18 protein-coding genes and 1 riboswitch are annotated in these 16,023 nt (G+C 43.0%); of the genes, 16 read left to right on the forward strand and 2 right to left on the reverse strand.

Features of this window, described 5'->3' with window-relative positions; all coding sequences use genetic code 11:
• Positions 1–125 precede the first annotated feature (125 nt).
• The gene (locus ORD22_RS11790; RefSeq protein WP_317646213.1) at positions 126–722 is read right to left on the reverse strand and encodes a hypothetical protein; all 597 of its coding nucleotides are present in this window, start codon (positions 720–722) and stop codon (positions 126–128) included.
• A 115-nt stretch (positions 723–837) separates the two neighbouring features.
• On the opposite strand from ORD22_RS11790, the gene ORD22_RS11795 reads away from it, so the two are divergent.
• The 6 genes from ORD22_RS11795 (at position 838) to sufB (ending at position 7,482) form a co-directional block, all read left to right on the forward strand.
• Positions 838–2,019 (forward strand): dicarboxylate/amino acid:cation symporter, encoded by a 1,182-nt coding sequence (locus tag ORD22_RS11795; RefSeq protein ID WP_317646215.1) that lies wholly within the window; start codon positions 838–840, stop codon positions 2,017–2,019.
• Positions 2,020–2,280: 261 nt separating this feature from the next.
• The gene (gene sufC / locus ORD22_RS11800; RefSeq protein ID WP_411567649.1) at positions 2,281–3,060 is read left to right on the forward strand and encodes a Fe-S cluster assembly ATPase SufC; all 780 of its coding nucleotides are present in this window, start codon (positions 2,281–2,283) and stop codon (positions 3,058–3,060) included.
• An 18-nt stretch (positions 3,061–3,078) separates the two neighbouring features.
• Complete coding sequence (gene sufD / locus ORD22_RS11805) at positions 3,079–4,386, forward strand: Fe-S cluster assembly protein SufD (protein WP_317646217.1); 1,308 nt, start codon at positions 3,079–3,081, stop codon at positions 4,384–4,386.
• A complete protein-coding gene (locus ORD22_RS11810; RefSeq protein WP_317646218.1) occupies positions 4,386–5,615 on the forward strand; it encodes a cysteine desulfurase in 1,230 nt (409 codons plus the stop codon). The genes sufD and ORD22_RS11810 overlap by 1 nt, the downstream gene beginning before the upstream one ends.
• A complete protein-coding gene (gene sufU / locus ORD22_RS11815) occupies positions 5,605–6,042 on the forward strand; it encodes a Fe-S cluster assembly sulfur transfer protein SufU (protein WP_317646219.1) in 438 nt (145 codons plus the stop codon). Before ORD22_RS11810 ends, sufU begins: the two co-directional genes overlap by 11 nt.
• 42 nt (positions 6,043–6,084) lie before the next feature.
• Positions 6,085–7,482, forward strand: a complete 1,398-nt coding sequence (gene sufB, locus ORD22_RS11820) for a Fe-S cluster assembly protein SufB (RefSeq protein ID WP_317646220.1) — start codon at positions 6,085–6,087, stop codon at positions 7,480–7,482.
• Positions 7,483–7,552: 70 nt separating this feature from the next.
• On the opposite strand, the gene ORD22_RS11825 is transcribed toward sufB, so the two are convergent.
• Complete coding sequence (locus ORD22_RS11825; RefSeq protein ID WP_317646221.1) at positions 7,553–7,975, reverse strand: PaaI family thioesterase; 423 nt, start codon at positions 7,973–7,975, stop codon at positions 7,553–7,555.
• A 245-nt stretch (positions 7,976–8,220) separates the two neighbouring features.
• Between ORD22_RS11825 and ORD22_RS11830 the strand changes: the two genes are divergently transcribed.
• The 10 genes from ORD22_RS11830 to yunB all read left to right on the forward strand — a co-directional run bounded on the left by ORD22_RS11830 (position 8,221) and on the right by yunB (position 15,752).
• Positions 8,221–8,685, forward strand: a complete 465-nt coding sequence (locus ORD22_RS11830) for a MarR family winged helix-turn-helix transcriptional regulator (protein ID WP_317646223.1) — start codon at positions 8,221–8,223, stop codon at positions 8,683–8,685.
• A gap of 276 nt (positions 8,686–8,961) precedes the next feature.
• Entirely contained in the window at positions 8,962–9,942 is a 981-nt protein-coding gene (locus tag ORD22_RS11835) for an NAD(P)H-dependent flavin oxidoreductase (protein WP_317646224.1), read from the forward strand.
• A 318-nt stretch (positions 9,943–10,260) separates the two neighbouring features.
• A complete protein-coding gene (locus tag ORD22_RS11840) occupies positions 10,261–10,497 on the forward strand; it encodes a glutaredoxin family protein (RefSeq protein ID WP_317646225.1) in 237 nt (78 codons plus the stop codon).
• Between the two features lie 167 nt (positions 10,498–10,664).
• Positions 10,665–11,021: a rhodanese-like domain-containing protein gene (locus ORD22_RS11845; RefSeq protein ID WP_317646226.1), complete on the forward strand. Its 357-nt coding sequence runs from the start codon at positions 10,665–10,667 to the stop codon at positions 11,019–11,021.
• Positions 11,022–11,111: 90 nt separating this feature from the next.
• Complete coding sequence (locus ORD22_RS11850) at positions 11,112–11,324, forward strand: hypothetical protein (RefSeq protein ID WP_317646227.1); 213 nt, start codon at positions 11,112–11,114, stop codon at positions 11,322–11,324.
• Between the two features lie 177 nt (positions 11,325–11,501).
• Positions 11,502–11,681 (forward strand): hypothetical protein, encoded by a 180-nt coding sequence (locus ORD22_RS11855; protein ID WP_317646229.1) that lies wholly within the window; start codon positions 11,502–11,504, stop codon positions 11,679–11,681.
• Between the two features lie 187 nt (positions 11,682–11,868).
• Positions 11,869–12,729, forward strand: a complete 861-nt coding sequence (locus ORD22_RS11860; protein ID WP_317646230.1) for a DUF72 domain-containing protein — start codon at positions 11,869–11,871, stop codon at positions 12,727–12,729.
• Complete coding sequence (locus ORD22_RS11865; RefSeq protein ID WP_317646231.1) at positions 12,729–13,553, forward strand: sulfite exporter TauE/SafE family protein; 825 nt, start codon at positions 12,729–12,731, stop codon at positions 13,551–13,553. Before ORD22_RS11860 ends, ORD22_RS11865 begins: the two co-directional genes overlap by 1 nt.
• Before the next feature lie 5 nt (positions 13,554–13,558).
• Entirely contained in the window at positions 13,559–14,935 is a 1,377-nt protein-coding gene (locus ORD22_RS11870) for a bifunctional metallophosphatase/5'-nucleotidase (RefSeq protein ID WP_317646274.1), read from the forward strand.
• A 49-nt stretch (positions 14,936–14,984) separates the two neighbouring features.
• Positions 14,985–15,752, forward strand: coding sequence for a sporulation protein YunB (gene yunB, locus ORD22_RS11875; protein WP_317646232.1), 768 nt, complete (start codon positions 14,985–14,987; stop codon positions 15,750–15,752).
• A 56-nt stretch (positions 15,753–15,808) separates the two neighbouring features.
• A riboswitch (Lysine riboswitch) is annotated at positions 15,809–15,983 on the forward strand.
• The last annotated feature ends 40 nt before the right edge of the window (positions 15,984–16,023 follow it).

The raw sequence follows: 16,023 nt of genomic DNA on the forward strand, positions 1-16,023 counted from the left end.
ACAACAGCTGGCTTCCAGACGTGGAAGTCATGCCTGTGGAGGCTCCATGTCAAGTCGCCCTTTTGATAGAAATAGCAACGGAATAAACAAGCGGAAAGAGAATAGTGAGCGGTTTCTAAAGATGTCTACTTGACAGGGTGTAAGGCAGATCCACGCCCACGCTCATAGAACTGTCCTTCACGCTCATAGAACCCACCCCCGCGCTCATAGGATGGGCCTTCACGCTCATAGGATCCACGCCCGCGCTCATAGAACTGTCCTTCACGCTCATAGGATCCGCCCCCGCGCTCATAAAACTGGCCTCCACGCTCATAGGATGGGTCCCCGCGCTCATAGAACCCGCCCCCACGCTCATAGAACTGTCCTTCACGCTCATAGGATCCACGCCCACGCTCATAGAACTGTCCTTCACGCTCATAGAACCCGCCCCCGCGCTCATAGGATGGGCCTTCACGCTCATAGGATCCACGCCCACGCTCATAGAACTGTCCTTCACGCTCATAGAACCCGCCCCCGCGCTCATAGGATGGGCCTTCACGCTCATAGGATCCACGCCCGCGCTCATAGAACTGTCCTTCACGCTCATAGGATCCGCCCCCGCGCTCATAGAACTGTCCTTCACGCTCATAGAACCCACCCCCGCGCTCATAGAACTGTCCTTCACGCTCATAGGATCCACGCCCACGCTCATAGAACCCACCCCCACGCTCACAAACCCCCACTCAAAATAGAATTTCAGATAATTACAAATTCCCTTAACACCTTCTATACTCTCGCCACTTGTGATAAAGTTATTTTGTTTCAGTTAGACAGATGTGTATATGAGGAGGACGTATTGTGAAGTTTAAATTAGGACTTATTTGGCGTATTTTGATTGCCATTGCGTTAGCGATTGGGCTTGGTTTGCTGTTACCCGCTATTCATGAGGGGTTTGCTCATTGGTTCGTTAGGTTAGCAGCTACATTTAATATGTTGTTTGGCGGATTCTTGAACTTTATCGTGCCATTGATCATTATTGCGTTCATTGCACCAAGTATTGCGAAGCTCGGAGTAGGATCAGGTAAGTTGCTTGGTATGTCTGCAGCATTTGCCTATGGTTCTACAATCATTGCAGGACTACTAGCATTTTTTGTGGCAACTACGATTTTGCCGAACTTTATTCATCAATCAACAGATACAGAGATTGCGGAAGGCGCACGGGAGGCAGGCAAAGCATTCTTCCAAGTAGAAATGGATCCAATGATGGGTATTATGACTGCGCTTTTACTGGCGTTTCTGCTAGGTATCGGTATGGCGGCGATTAAAGGAAAGACGATGCTGTCGTTTTTCGATGAGTTTAATCTCATTATTGATAAAGCCATTTCGGTCGTTATTATCCCTCTATTGCCGTTTCATATTTTCGGGATCTTCTTGAATATGACGTACACTGGGGAAGTAGCGAATGTGCTTTCAGTCTTTGTATTAGTCTTCATTATGATCATCGCGCTTCATTTGATCATGCTGACGTTCCAGTACACCGTGGCGGGTACGTTGAATAAGCGCAATCCATTTGTGCTAATGAAAACGATGTTGCCGGCGTATTTAACAGCGATTGGTACGCAGTCTTCAGCAGCGACGATTCCAGTTACGCTTCGTCAGGCGAAGAAAACAGGTGCGTCTGAGCGAGTGACGAACTTTTCGATTCCTCTATTCGCAACGATTCACTTGTCAGGTAGTACTATCACAATCGTTTCTTGTTCAATCGGTGTCATGCTGATGAACGGTTTCGATATTAGCTTTGGCAGCTACTTGCAATTTATCTTCATGTTAGGCGTCACGATGATTGCAGCTCCAGGGGTACCAGGTGGGGCAGTTGTGGCGGCTACAGGACTTTTGACGACGATGCTCGGCTTTTCAGACGGCATGGTTGCGCTGATGATAGCACTGTATTTAGCACAAGATAGTTTCGGAACAGCAACAAACGTTACAGGTGACGGCGCCCTTGCGATGATCGTTGACCGTTTCACGAAAAAAATATAGTTTATAAAAAAATCGGCGAATGTTGCCGATTTTTTTGTCTGATTCTTATGTACCAATCGTTCATTGATTCTCATTCAATACTAGTCAATTGAAAAATAAATATAATGTGAAACACTCTGAGCCGCGCCAAATCAATGATTTCGCTCTTGATATGTAGTGGTTCTTAATGATTTGCAACTCACTCTAATATGGGTTAAGATTAGAATGATACTAAATAGAGAATGGCTACCCATTCGACGCGATCATACTGGAGGTATTGGAATGGCAACTTTGGAAATTAAAGATCTTCATGTCCAAATTGAGGGCAAAGAAATCTTAAAAGGTTTATCCTTAACTATTAATACAAATGAGATCCATGCAATCATGGGACCCAATGGTACGGGGAAATCCACACTTGCATCTGCAATCATGGGGCACCCGAAATATGAAGTTACATCTGGATCTATCACAATCGATGGTGAAGACGTTTTAGCAATGGAAGTTGATGAGCGTGCGTTAGCGGGTCTATTCCTAGCGATGCAATATCCAAGTGAAATTACAGGCGTAACAAACGCTGATTTCCTTCGTTCTGGAATGAACGCACGTCGTGAAGAGGGCGATGAGATTTCATTGATGAAATTCATCCGTGAACTAGATAGCAAAATGGAGTTCCTAGAGATGGACGAAGATATGGCTACTCGCTACTTGAATGAAGGCTTCTCTGGTGGAGAGAAAAAGCGTAACGAAATTCTTCAAATGATGATGTTAAAACCAAAATTTGCAATTTTAGATGAAATTGACTCCGGATTAGATATAGATGCATTGAAAGTCGTTTCTAAAGGAATTAACGAAATGCGCGGCGAAGGTTTCGGCTGCCTAATGATCACTCACTATCAACGTTTGTTGAACTATATCAAACCTGACCAAGTGCATGTTATTATGCAAGGTAAAATTGTTAAATCCGGTGGCGCTGAATTAGCTATGAAGCTTGAAGCGCAAGGCTATGACTGGATTAAAGAAGAACTTGGGATTGAAGATGAGACGGTTGGGGCAGAAGCATAAGAAAGGGGACGACTCAAAATGACGGTTGAAACAACATTGGCATTGACCGAACAAGACGTCCGCTCTTATTCCGCAAACGTGGAGGAAGCTGCTTGGATGGCAGATTTTCGTGCGAACGCTTTAGCGAAAGCAGAAGTGCTTGCAATGCCGAAACCAGATAAAACTAAAATTACTAATTGGAATTTCACGGAATTCCCTTCACATACAGTGGAAAGTTCAATCTACGCTACACTGACGGAATTACCGACAGAAGCGATTGCGTTGATTGATGAAGAAAATCAACAAAACATTTACGTGCAACACAACAATACACCTGCTTTCACCTCATTGTCAGCTGAACTTCAGGCACAAGGCGTGATCTTGACGGATATCTTTACAGCGACTCGTGAACATAGTGAGTTAGTGAAAAAATATTTAATGACTGACGGAGTAAAAGTGGATGAGCATAAACTAACAGCTCTTCACGCAGCGTTGATTAACGGTGGGGTATTTGTTTACGTACCTAAAAACGTTGTCATTGAAGATCCACTTCAAGTGCTATTCATTCACGACGATGAAAAAGCTTCATTGTTTAACCATGTACTAATCGTTGCAGAAGCGAATAGTTCAATTACTTACGTAGAAACCTACCTTTCTACAATGGAGCATGCAGAAGGACAAGTAAATATCGTGTCTGAAGTATTCGCTCATGATAATGCTAAAGTCGTCTACGGTGCAGTTGACGTACTTGCAGAAGGTTTGACAACATACGTCAATCGTCGCGGCGTTACAGGGACACATGCGCGTATCGAGTGGGCACTTGGCTTGATGAATGATGGCAATACCATTTCAGAAAATATTACACACTTGGTCGGAAACGGCTCATCTAGTGATATGAAAACAGTGGTCGTTGGACGTGGAAGCCAGAAGCAAAACTTCACTTCCGAAATCGTTCATTGGGGACTGGATACAGACGGTTTCATCTTGAAGCATGGTGTGATGAAAGAATCAGCTTCAGCAATTTTTAACGGAATTGGCCGTATCGCAAAAGGTGCAACTCGTTCAAACGCTGTACAGGAATCTCGTATTCTAATGTTGAGTGAAAGAGGACGTGGAGACGCGAACCCAATTTTACTTATCGATGAAAATGATGTAACAGCAGGTCACGCTGCTTCAGTAGGTAGAGTAGATCCGATGCAGATGTACTATCTAATGAGCCGCGGGATTTCAAAGGAAGAAGCAGAACGCCTCATCATTCATGGATTTTTAGCGCCAGTGGTCAGCAAATTGCCAATCGCAGGTGTTAGAAAGCAATTGACGGAGGTTATTGAAAGGAAAGTGCGCTAATGCTCAGTAAAGACATCCGCAATCATTTCCCTATATTAGATCAGGAAATTAATGGTCATCCACTCGTGTACTTGGATAGTGCGGCAACATCGCAAAAACCTGTCCAAGTCATCGAAGCACTCGATCGCTACTATCGCTTAGATAACTCCAACGTTCACCGCGGTGTGCATACACTTGGAAATCGTGCGACAGATGGTTATGAAGGCGCGCGTGAAAAAGTTCGTAAATTTATCAATGCAAAATCCACGCAAGAAATTATTTTCGTGCGCGGTACAACAACAGCATTAAATACAGTCGCTCAAAGCTATGGCCGTGCTAATGTCGCGGAAGGTGATGAAATTGTTATCACGCATATGGAGCATCACTCCAATATCATTCCGTGGCAACAATTAGCTAAAGAAACAGGCGCTGTGTTGAAATATATTGATTTAGAAGAAGACGGTACACTGTCGCTTGAGAAAGTACGTGAGACGATTACAAATCGTACAAAAATCGTATCGATCATGTATGTGTCAAACGTTCTCGGCACGATGAACCCGATTGAAGAAATTACAAAAATTGCCCATGAACATGGCGCGATTATGTGTGTGGATGCGGCGCAAGCAGCACCACACGTAAAATTAGATGTACAAAAACTAGATTGCGATTTCCTAGCATTTTCCGGACATAAAATGTGTGGACCTACCGGAATCGGTGTTCTTTACGGTAAAAAGGAATTGTTGAACGCAATGGAGCCAGTAGAATTCGGTGGCGAGATGATTGATTTCGTCGGTTTATACGAATCTACTTGGAAGGAACTACCTTGGAAATTTGAAGGTGGTACACCAATCATTGCAGGGGCAATCGGACTCGGTGCAGCGATCGACTTCTTGGAAGAAATCGGTTTGGACGCTATTGAACAGCATGAACATGAATTGGCTGGCTATGCGATGGAAAAAATGTCTGAAATCGACGGTTTGACTATTTATGGTCCGACTGATCCTAAAAAACGTGCAGGGCTAGTTACATTCAACTTGAATGATGTTCACCCACACGACGTCGCAACTGTACTCGATATGAATGGAATTGCTGTACGTGCAGGTCATCACTGTGCACAGCCATTGATGAAATGGCTAGAATGTTCATCGACCGCACGCGCAAGTTTTTATCTATATAACACCACGGATGACGTAGACCGCCTCGTGGAAGGACTTCGCACAACAAAGGAGTATTTTAACGATGTCTACTAACAAACTTGACCAGCTGTATCGTTCAGTCATTATGGATCATTATAAAAACCCGAAAAACAAAGGGATTCTTGAAAGTGGCAATGTCACAATCGACATGAACAACCCCACTTGCGGTGATGTCATTCATTTAACAATGAACGTGGAAGACAATATTGTTAAAGAAGTGAAGTTTGAAGGGGAAGGGTGTTCCATTTCGATGGCATCTGCTTCCATGATGACACAAATGATCAAAGGCAAAACGACAGAAGAAGCAGTAAAATTAGCTCACACCTTTTCAGATATGATGTTAGGCAAAGATTTGGATGATTCGATTGAACTTGATGACCTAGAAGCATTGTCGGGTGTCGCACAATTCCCTGCCCGCATTAAATGTGCTACATTGAGCTGGAAGGCGATGGAAAAGGGAGTCTCTGGTGAGTCGCAGTGACCTTGGCCATAGTACGAGCAATTACGGGACGGAGGAATAATAATGGCGAAACAAATGCCTGAAATCGGCGATTATAAATATGGTTTCCATGACAAAGACGTATCTGTATTCCGTTCAGAACGTGGACTGACACGTGAAATAGTGGAAGAAATCTCTAGTATGAAAGACGAACCACAATGGATGTTGGATTACCGTTTGAAATCACTCGAAATTTTCTATAGCAAGCCGATGCCACAGTGGGGCGGAGACTTGAAATCATTGAATTTTGATGAGATCACATATTACGTAAAACCATCTGAAGCTACAGAACGTTCTTGGGATGAAGTACCTGAAGAAATCAAGCGTACGTTTGACAAACTAGGTATTCCTGAAGCAGAACAAAAGTACTTGGCAGGTGTATCTGCACAGTATGAATCTGAAGTGGTTTACCACAATATGAAAGAAGAACTTACAGATCTCGGTATCGTCTTTAAAGATACAGATTCCGCACTTCGTGAAAATGAAGAGTTATTCAAAAAATATTGGGGTACGGTTATTCCGAACTCAGACAATAAATTCTCAGCGTTAAACTCTGCGGTATGGTCCGGTGGGTCTTTCATCTATGTACCACCTGGCGTCAAAGTAGAAACGCCGCTACAAGCGTATTTCCGTATCAACTCGGAAAACATGGGACAGTTCGAGCGTACACTTATCATCGTAGACGAAGGCGCAAGCGTTCACTACGTAGAAGGATGTACAGCACCGGTTTACACAACGAACTCATTGCATAGTGCGGTCGTTGAGATCATCATCAAAAAAGACGCATATTGCCGTTATACGACGATCCAAAACTGGGCGAACAACGTCTACAACTTGGTAACGAAGCGTGCAGTATGTGAAGCAAACGCGACAATGGAATGGATCGACGGCAACATCGGTTCTAAGTTAACGATGAAGTACCCAGCGGTCATCTTAAAAGGTGAAGGCGCACGTGGTTTAACATTATCCATCGCATTGGCTGGCAAAGGCCAACACCAAGACGCAGGTGCGAAAATGATGCACTTAGCTCCAAACACATCTTCAACGATTGTATCCAAATCAATCGCTCAACACGGCGGAAAAGTAACGTATCGCGGAATTGTCCACTTCGGACGTAAAGCGGACGGCGCGCGTGCGAACATTGAATGTGATACATTGATCATGGATAAGCAATCAACTTCTGATACAATTCCGTACAATGAAATTTTGAATGACAATATTTCATTGGAACACGAAGCAAAAGTATCAAAAGTTTCGGAAGAGCAGCTCTTCTATTTGATGAGCCGCGGAATTCCTGAACTAGAAGCGACTGAAATGATCGTTATGGGCTTCATTGAACCATTCACAAAAGAACTACCGATGGAATATGCGGTAGAGATGAACCGCTTGATTAAATTCGAGATGGAAGGTTCTATCGGATAATGCAACAAAACCCTGCCAGACGCGGCAGGGTTTTTCTTATTGGAAACAAAAGAATTCATATTTTTAGGTTTTAACGTTCATCCTTATTTTTCTTCACAACAGCAATCGTACATCTTGAAACACTGATTAATTTACCTTCTTCATCAGTTATTTGGATCTCCCATACCATGGATGTGCGACCTCTATGAAAAGGGACGGCAGTTGCGGTAACGACGCCATCTTTTTTACTTCTTATATGGTTTGCGTTTATTTCCAGACCTACTGGATAATGAGTCTCTAGATTTAGGTTCAAGGCAGCGGCTATGCTGGCAGCCGTTTCAGCAAGAGCGACTGAAGCACCTCCGTGCAATAATCCCATCGGCTGGATAGTTTTTGGTCCTACAGGCATTTCGCATACTACCTTGTCAGGTCCCGCCTCTTTGAATGTAATTCCTAATGCGCCAATAAGTGTCTCGTCCAAATCATTTTCAAATAATAAATTAAGTACTTTCATAATTTCCTCTCCCTTCTATTTGATGAATACTGTCGCTTCGTTCACTTTCTAGATATGTAACAATGTTTTTCACGTAAATAGCCATCTAACACTATGCATGTGTCGGTGTGGAAATGAACAACCATGCTAGTAAATCTAACTTTCAAATAAGTATCTGTACATGTACAATAGTAGAGTGTATAGATAATTTGTCAAGAATAACTGAAAAGATAGATAATTTTCTCGTTGGGAAAGGAGAAAGGCTCATGAAAAGTAATTTAGATCAGAACCAAGCCGATCATATTATCCAAGTTTGTGCGTGTGCAAACCTTCGAACAGTAACAGGATCTCTGACGCAGCTATACAATAAGCTGTTAAAACCTACTGGATTAAAAATCACCCAATACTATATGCTCGGGAATATTTATACCTCTCCAAATCTTTCGATTAGTAAACTGGGGGAGATTATGTTGCTCGATCAAACAACAGTAACCCGGAATTTGAATATTCTTAAGGACTCCGGCTATGTCAAAGTTAAGAGAGCTGAGTATGATTCTCGAACAAAAGTGGTTACTATCACAGAGTTGGGGTATGAGAAATTAAATCATGCGACACCCATCTGGATGCAAGTACAAGAACAGATTGAAGGCTCTATCGGAAATGAAGAATATATGAATTTATTAAACAAACTAGGGGAATTGCAGAAAGCGATAGACAATTATGAAAGTTAAGTAGCAGGAAATGTGTGAGCTGGTACTATATTTAAAATGGGGTCAGCTATCTTCATGCGGAAATATAAAGATTGATTCATAAATTGATTGACAAGTTGGAAAAATCAAGTAAAATACATGCATATACATGTATTGTGAAGTTGCTTACAGTATTCTAGATTCTTTGAAGGATAGTATTTTTGCAGAATTACCGAAAGAAAGTATTTGGTTATATACTTTCCAAGAGAAATTTGTAGAGGGATAATTGAAAACGTTTACAAACGAAGGGGAGTGTTCATGATGAATGTACTGGAACTGAAAAAGAGTATGAGTCTTCCGGTGATTGCTTCACCAATGTTTATTATTAGTAATCCTAAAACGGTAATTGCGCAGTGTAAAGCAGGAATTATCGGCTCTATGCCGGCTCTGAATGCTAGGCCGACATCTCAATTCGATGAGTGGCTGGCAGAGATTACGGAAGAATTAGCAGACTATAATGCAAAAAATCCAGATAAACCGGCAGCACCGTTTGCGATTAACCAAATCGTTCACCGGTCAAATGAAAGACTTCAAGAAGATATGGAGATTTGTGTGAAGTATAAGGTTCCAATCCTTATTACATCTCTTGGGGCGCGAGAAGAGGTCTATCAAGCTGCTCATAGCTATGGTGGGATTGTCTTGCATGATGTAATTAATAATATGTTCGCGAAGAAAGCAATTGAAAAAGGTGCAGATGGTTTAATCGCTATAGCCGCAGGAGCAGGGGGGCATGCAGGCTTGAAAAGTCCGTTTGCTCTCATTCAGGAAATTCGTGAATGGTTTGATGGTCCATTGGCGCTCGGAGGTTCAATTGCAACCGGAGGAAGTGTTTTAGCAGCGGAAGCAATGGGGGCGGACTTTGCTTATATTGGGTCACCGTTTATTGCTACTGAAGAAGCAAGAGCTGCTGAAGAATACAAGCAGGCAATTGTAGACGCAAATTCCGATGATATCGTGTACAGCAACTATTTCACTGGTGTACACGGGAATTATTTAGCTCCGTCCATTCGTGCTTCTGGCTTGGATCCAGACAACTTGCCGGAAAGTGATCCGACGAAAATGAATTTTGGTGGAGATGCCGGAAAAAAAGCCTGGAAAGATATTTGGGGATGCGGCCAAGGAATTGGTGTAATCGACAAAGTACAGCCTACAAAAGACTATGTCGCCCAATTAGTGCACCAATACAATCAAGCGAAAGATAAATTAGTAGGCGACAAGGTGAACACATCAAGCAGATAATTTTGGAAACGCACGTTATTCAGTGATTCAATCAAATGAAATGCAAAGTGGATTATGAGCTCATAACTGACGTCTTTCCTTTCGTTGAACGATATAAAACTATCGAAAATTTTATATAGAAGAAACCGAAGTGTCATTTTTGATACTTCGGTTTCTTCTATATGTATTACGTGGGAATAGTCTTGAGGTTGAAGTGAGTTCGTCTCTTTGATGTTGCAACGACGCTACGCCCATTACATTCAGGAAACTAATTAGTTGCTTGTATACCAACGGGGGTATATAATGTAAGTACAAACTAATAGAAAAGGGGATTTATTTGTGACAGCAAAAGCAACGGTTTATGTTTCATCCACTTGCCCATATTGTACGATGATGACGAATTATTTAGATGAGATCCATGTACCTTATGAAACAATCAATGTTTCGACGGATCCAGAGGCGGGTCAGCGTTTAGTGCAAACTACCGGCCAGATGGGAGTTCCGCAAACAGAGTTAAACGGTCAATGGATTTTAGGGTTTGATCCGGCAGGCGTGAAAGCTGCATTAGACGCATGAATTGGATTAAACGACTTTTCGTTTGCAGGACGTGCACCTTGGAAACGTCAGAGGAACTAGAGAAAAAGTTCTTTCCCCGCTTCTGCATCGGTCATGTAGCATTCGCGGCAATGGGCGTGTTCCTAGTCATCATGGAATTGACTCACTAATAAGAGGAGGCCACAACAATGGGTGGTTGGATTTTATTTGCGCTCGTCGTCGTATTTTTCATTTGGCGAATGAAGCCAGCAAAAGGTGTACGCACCATATCAACGGATGAACTGAAAAATCTGTTGAGAGACAAGAACGTTCAGTTTGTAGATGTGCGAACACCAGCAGAATATAAAGGACGACATATTAAAAAGTTTAACAATATACCTTTGAACGAGTTAAATAGCAAAGTCGCCAGTTTGAAGAAAGATCAGGAAGTAGTAGTTATTTGTCAAAGCGGTATGCGTAGTTTAAAAGCAGCCGGCCAATTGAAAAAGGCGGGATTTACGAACGTCACGAATGTTCGTGGTGGAATGAGTGCATGGCAAGGCTGAATAGAGAAGCATTTCGGGGGGATTGCCCGAGATGCTTTTTTTGTGGGGAGGAGAGTGGTCTATGATCGTTAGAGTGGGTTTAATGATCGCTTGAGGGAGTTCTATGAGCGTTGTGGCGGGTTCTATGATCGGTTGGGGTGTTTCTATGAGCGTTGGTCCGGGTTCTATGATCGCTTGAGGGAGTTCTATGAGCGTTGTGGCGGGTTCTATGATCGGTTGGGGTGTTTCTATGAGCGTTGGTCCGGGTTCTATGATCGCTTGGGGAGTTCTATGAGCGTTGAGCCGGGTTCTATGATCGCTTGAGGTGTTTCTATGAGCGTTGAGCCGGGTTCTATGATCGCTAGAGGGAGTTCTATGAGCGTTGTGGCGGGTTCTATGATCGGTTGGGGTGTTTCTATGAGCGTTGGTCCGGGTTCTATGATCGCTTGAGGTGTTTCTATGAGCGTTGGTCCGGGTTCTATGATCGCTTGAGGTGTTTCTATGAGCGTTGGTCCGGGTTCTATGATCGGTTGGGGTGTTTCTATGAGCGTTGAGCCGGGTTCTATGATCGGTTGGGGTGTTTCTATGAGCGTTGATCCCGGGTTCTATGATCGGTTGGGGTGTTTCAATGAGCGTTGGGGCGGGTTCTATGATCGCTTGAGGGAGTTCTATGAGCGTTGATCCGGCTTCTATGATCGCTTGAGGTGTTTCTATGAGCGTTGAGTCGTGGTATCCAATAGATTGCCCACCGCGTTTCTACAATCACCCACCATGCTTACTAAGTCACCTCCAAATCAAAAGCATCGATTTTTCCGAAAATACATAGGATATGATACACTAAACTAAAGGTAAAAGGAGGGGGCTTTCCATGATTCATGTAGGGTTGACAGGCTGGGGAGACCATCCGAGCCTCTATAATGAAAGTACAGTAGCGAATAAAAAACTAGTAGACTACAGCAAACATTTCCCGATTGTCGAGCTGGACTCGACATTTTACGCGATACAATCTAAAAAAGTGATGGATAAGTGGACTGAGGAAACACCCGCGAATTTCCAATTCATCGTCAAAGCATATCAAGGCATTACAGGACATCAGCGTGGTAAACTACCTTATGATTCTGAAGAAGAGATGTTTTCGCTGTTTAAACTATCGCTGACGTCATTTGCAGAATCTGGTAAACTAGCGATGGTTCTCGTACAGTTTCCTCCGTGGTTTGATTGTCAGAAGGAAAATGTTGATCGCATCCGTTATGTCCAGGAGCAATTGCAGCCGTTGCCGATCGCGGTTGAGTTCCGCCACCAATCGTGGTACTCGCCGGCATACCGCCAGAAGACATTGGATTTTCTTAAAAGCCTAAACATTATCCACGTAGTCTGTGATGAACCGCAAGTAGGGGATGGTAGTGTGCCGCTTGTTCCAGTAGCGACAGATCCGAAAGTGTTGTTGCGTTTGCATGGTCGCAATGACAAAGGCTGGGTCAATACGATGAAAGACAACCAAGCGTGGCGCAAAGTCCGCTATTTATATGATTACAATGAAAAAGAACTTCAAGGAATGCGTGAAATCATCAATACCCTTCAGCGACAAGCGCAAGACGTATTTGTCATTTTTAATAACAACTCCGGTCAGCATGCAGCGAAGAACGCGAAGCAGTTTGCGAGTCTAGTCAACATAAAGTATGGTCAGCCGCTTACGAAGCAGATGGATTTGTTTGAGGAGGATCAGTAATGGAATTTGTAATACTCGCGCTCATTGGATTGGCATCAGGTGTCATCGGCTCAATCGCTGGCCTTGGTGGTGGAACGATCTTAGTACCTGTCACATTATTTGTAGGTCTAAATCTAGGGATGATTCCGGGCATCACGCCACAAAGTGTTGTTGGCTTGTCGGTCATCATGATGATAGCGAATGGACTCGGCTCGACGGTTTCTTATATGAAAGTGAGAACAATCGATTATCGCAGTGCTTTTCTATTTTTCGTCGCAAGTATACCAGGTATCATATTCGGTGCATGGATTAATAAAAGTGTAAGTTTGCAATCATTTAATCTATATTTTGGGATTTTATTGATCGTCTTGTCAACACTATTACTGACAAGGAAATATTTAAAGCCGATACGTTGGTTTGTAGATAACGGTAAAAAGATTAAGTTTACCGATCCACAAGGGAAAACGCATATTTACGGTTATCCAATCTGGTTCGCGATCATCTTGTCACTATTCATCGGGGTAACATCGGGATTATTCGGTATCGGTGGCGGGACAATGGTTGTGCCCGCAATGATTTTGCTATTCCTATTCCCACCACACGTAGCAGTTGCGACTTCGATGCTGATGGTGTTCTTATCTGCTGTCGTGAACTCGATTTCGCATATTTCACTCGGGCATGTGCCGTGGCTCTATACGATTCCTGTTGTACCTGGAGCGTACATTGGAGGGATGTTAGGAGCTTATTTAAATGGCAAAATGAAATCAGAAACACTCGTCTTAGTCATACGCATCATTTTACTCGTCTTTGGATTACGTTCCATTTATGAGGGGATTTGGGGTTGACGTATATGAAAGAAACGGTAACGACGATTCATATTTATCATACGAATGATATACATAGTCATTTCGAAAACTGGCCGCAAATCAAGCGGTTTTTGCAGCAACGGAAAGAGCAAGCTGAAGAAGCGGGAGAAGCTGTTTTTCTATTTGATATCGGTGATCATGTCGATCGATCCCATCCGTTTACAGAAGGTACGGAAGGAAAAGGCAATATCGCTTTATTGAATGAAGCGGGTTATGACGCCGTAACAATCGGTAATAATGAAGGCATTACTATGTCTAAACAAGAGCTGGATTCCTTATATGAAGAAGCTATGTTCGACGTCGTGCTATGTAATTTAAAAGAACTGAACGGGGAGCAGCCTTATTGGTCGAAGTCTTCCAAAATCATGGAAACTACGGATGGCGTGAGAATCGGACTTGTCGGGGCTACTGCGCCCTATAAAGCATTTTACCGTCAACTGGGCTGGGATGTATTGGAACCCCGTGCTGAAATTGGAGAGATTTCTCGCGGGTTGCGGCTAGAAGTGGACGTTATCGTTTGTCTGTCGCATTTAGGTATCAATGAAGATCGTCTGCTCGCTGCTGAATGTCCTGAACTAGATATTATTTTAGGTGGACACACACATCACCTTCTGCAAACGGGTGAATGGTCAGATGATACACTCATTGCAGCAACAGGAAAGTTCGGTCAATACGTTGGGCATATACGAGTGGATATTGATCGCTTAACAAATCAAGTCGTCCATATGGAAGCGGAAGTATTTCCTACCGACACAATGGAGCGAACGGTAGAAGATGTGAAAGAAATCAACAGCTATATCACAGCGGGTGATCAAGCATTACAGGTGCCGGTATTTTATAATCCATCACCACTAGCCCAACGTCTAACAGGAGATAGCCCATTGTCTTCATTTTTCGGACGTGCGCTACTTGCTTATACGAAAGCCGATTGTGCGCTTTTCAATGCGGGGATTTTCCTTGGTAGTTTAGACGAAGGTTGGGTAACGAAAGGCAGTTTACATTCATTACTGCCACATCCGATTAATCCATGTATCGTACAATTGGACGGTGCGGATTTACTAGAAATCTATGAACAATCACTCAATCCGAAATGGACAGAGCTTGAAATTAAAGGTCTCGGTTTTCGTGGAACGTTCATGGGCAGCATGATACATGAACATTTATTCCGCAATTATGAAGGACAATTATTTGCGGGCAATCGGCTAGTAAAACCTGGTGAAAACTATTCACTCGCAACACTTGATATGTTCACATTCGGCTACTTCTTTCCGCTGTTGAAAGAAGCGCCAAAACAATATATCATGCCCGAAATGATTCGTGATATACTTGGCTGGTATGGAAAAAAATATTTCAATGAATAACAGAATGTACGCCTCCCGCTTCGCATAAAGTGAAGCAGGAGGCGTTTTTATGCGGTTTTATACTAATCACCAACGACCGAGAAAAAATCGTCAGGCGAAAAATATCCTGCGTTTTATCATTCCAACTATTTTTGTGGCAGTGGCCTTGTTTTTTTATATAGTCAATAAACAGCTGACTCCTATTTATACACAATATGCGGAAGTACAAACACAGAAAATAGCGAGTCACGTCATTAGCCAAGCAATTAAATCGCGTTCGACAAGTGTTTATGACGTCAATGACATTATAGAAAACGTGCCGGATGACTCGAAAGATACTGTCACAACGAAGTTTAATGCAGATATTATTGGTCATGTGATGGCTGAAATTCATCAATTAGTGGAAGATCATTTAGAACGTGCGGAAGGTGGGGAGTTAGATATGTTACCACCACTTGGAGAGTTAGAATATAACCCTGATATGACAGCAAAAGGTCAAGGAATTGTTTTCTTCGTTCCACTCGGGCAAGCGACGAATATTCCGTTGATCGGTAATTTAGGTCCGAAAATACCCATTCGCTTCCATGTCGTCGGTGATGTCCATGCTACAGTAGATACGAAAATCACTGAATTTGGTATTAATAATGCACATGTAGAAGTCAATGTCATTATCCAAGTTAATGTCCAGATTATCGTACCGCTCGCAACGAGTAAAAGTGTCGTAGAGCAAAGGATTCCAGTAGCTATAGGATTAATCAGAGGAAAAGTTCCACAAATTTATTCGAAAGGGGAGCAGTTGCCTGCACAGATCGAAGTACCATTGCAGGATCTGGAGTAAATGAGTGTTGTGTACAATGTCGATTATTGCTACACTTGTTACTAGAAGAATATCGAGACTACCGTAGAGGCTGCATAGTTTATAAGTAATTTGCGAGAGAGTGACGTCTAAGACCGCGAGTGAAAGGAAGCGATGCCGAAGTTTGGGAAGGGTCCACTTCCCAAGTTGGGGTCATTTCGAAGAGGAATGGCACTGTCATACAGCGATAATGTATGGAGAGCTACAACCGCCAGATGATCCGCACACATTGATGATATGCAGATGCACTGCA

This window comes from Sporosarcina sp. GW1-11 (assembly GCF_033088395.1).
Taxonomy (GTDB): domain Bacteria; phylum Bacillota; class Bacilli; order Bacillales_A; family Planococcaceae; genus Sporosarcina.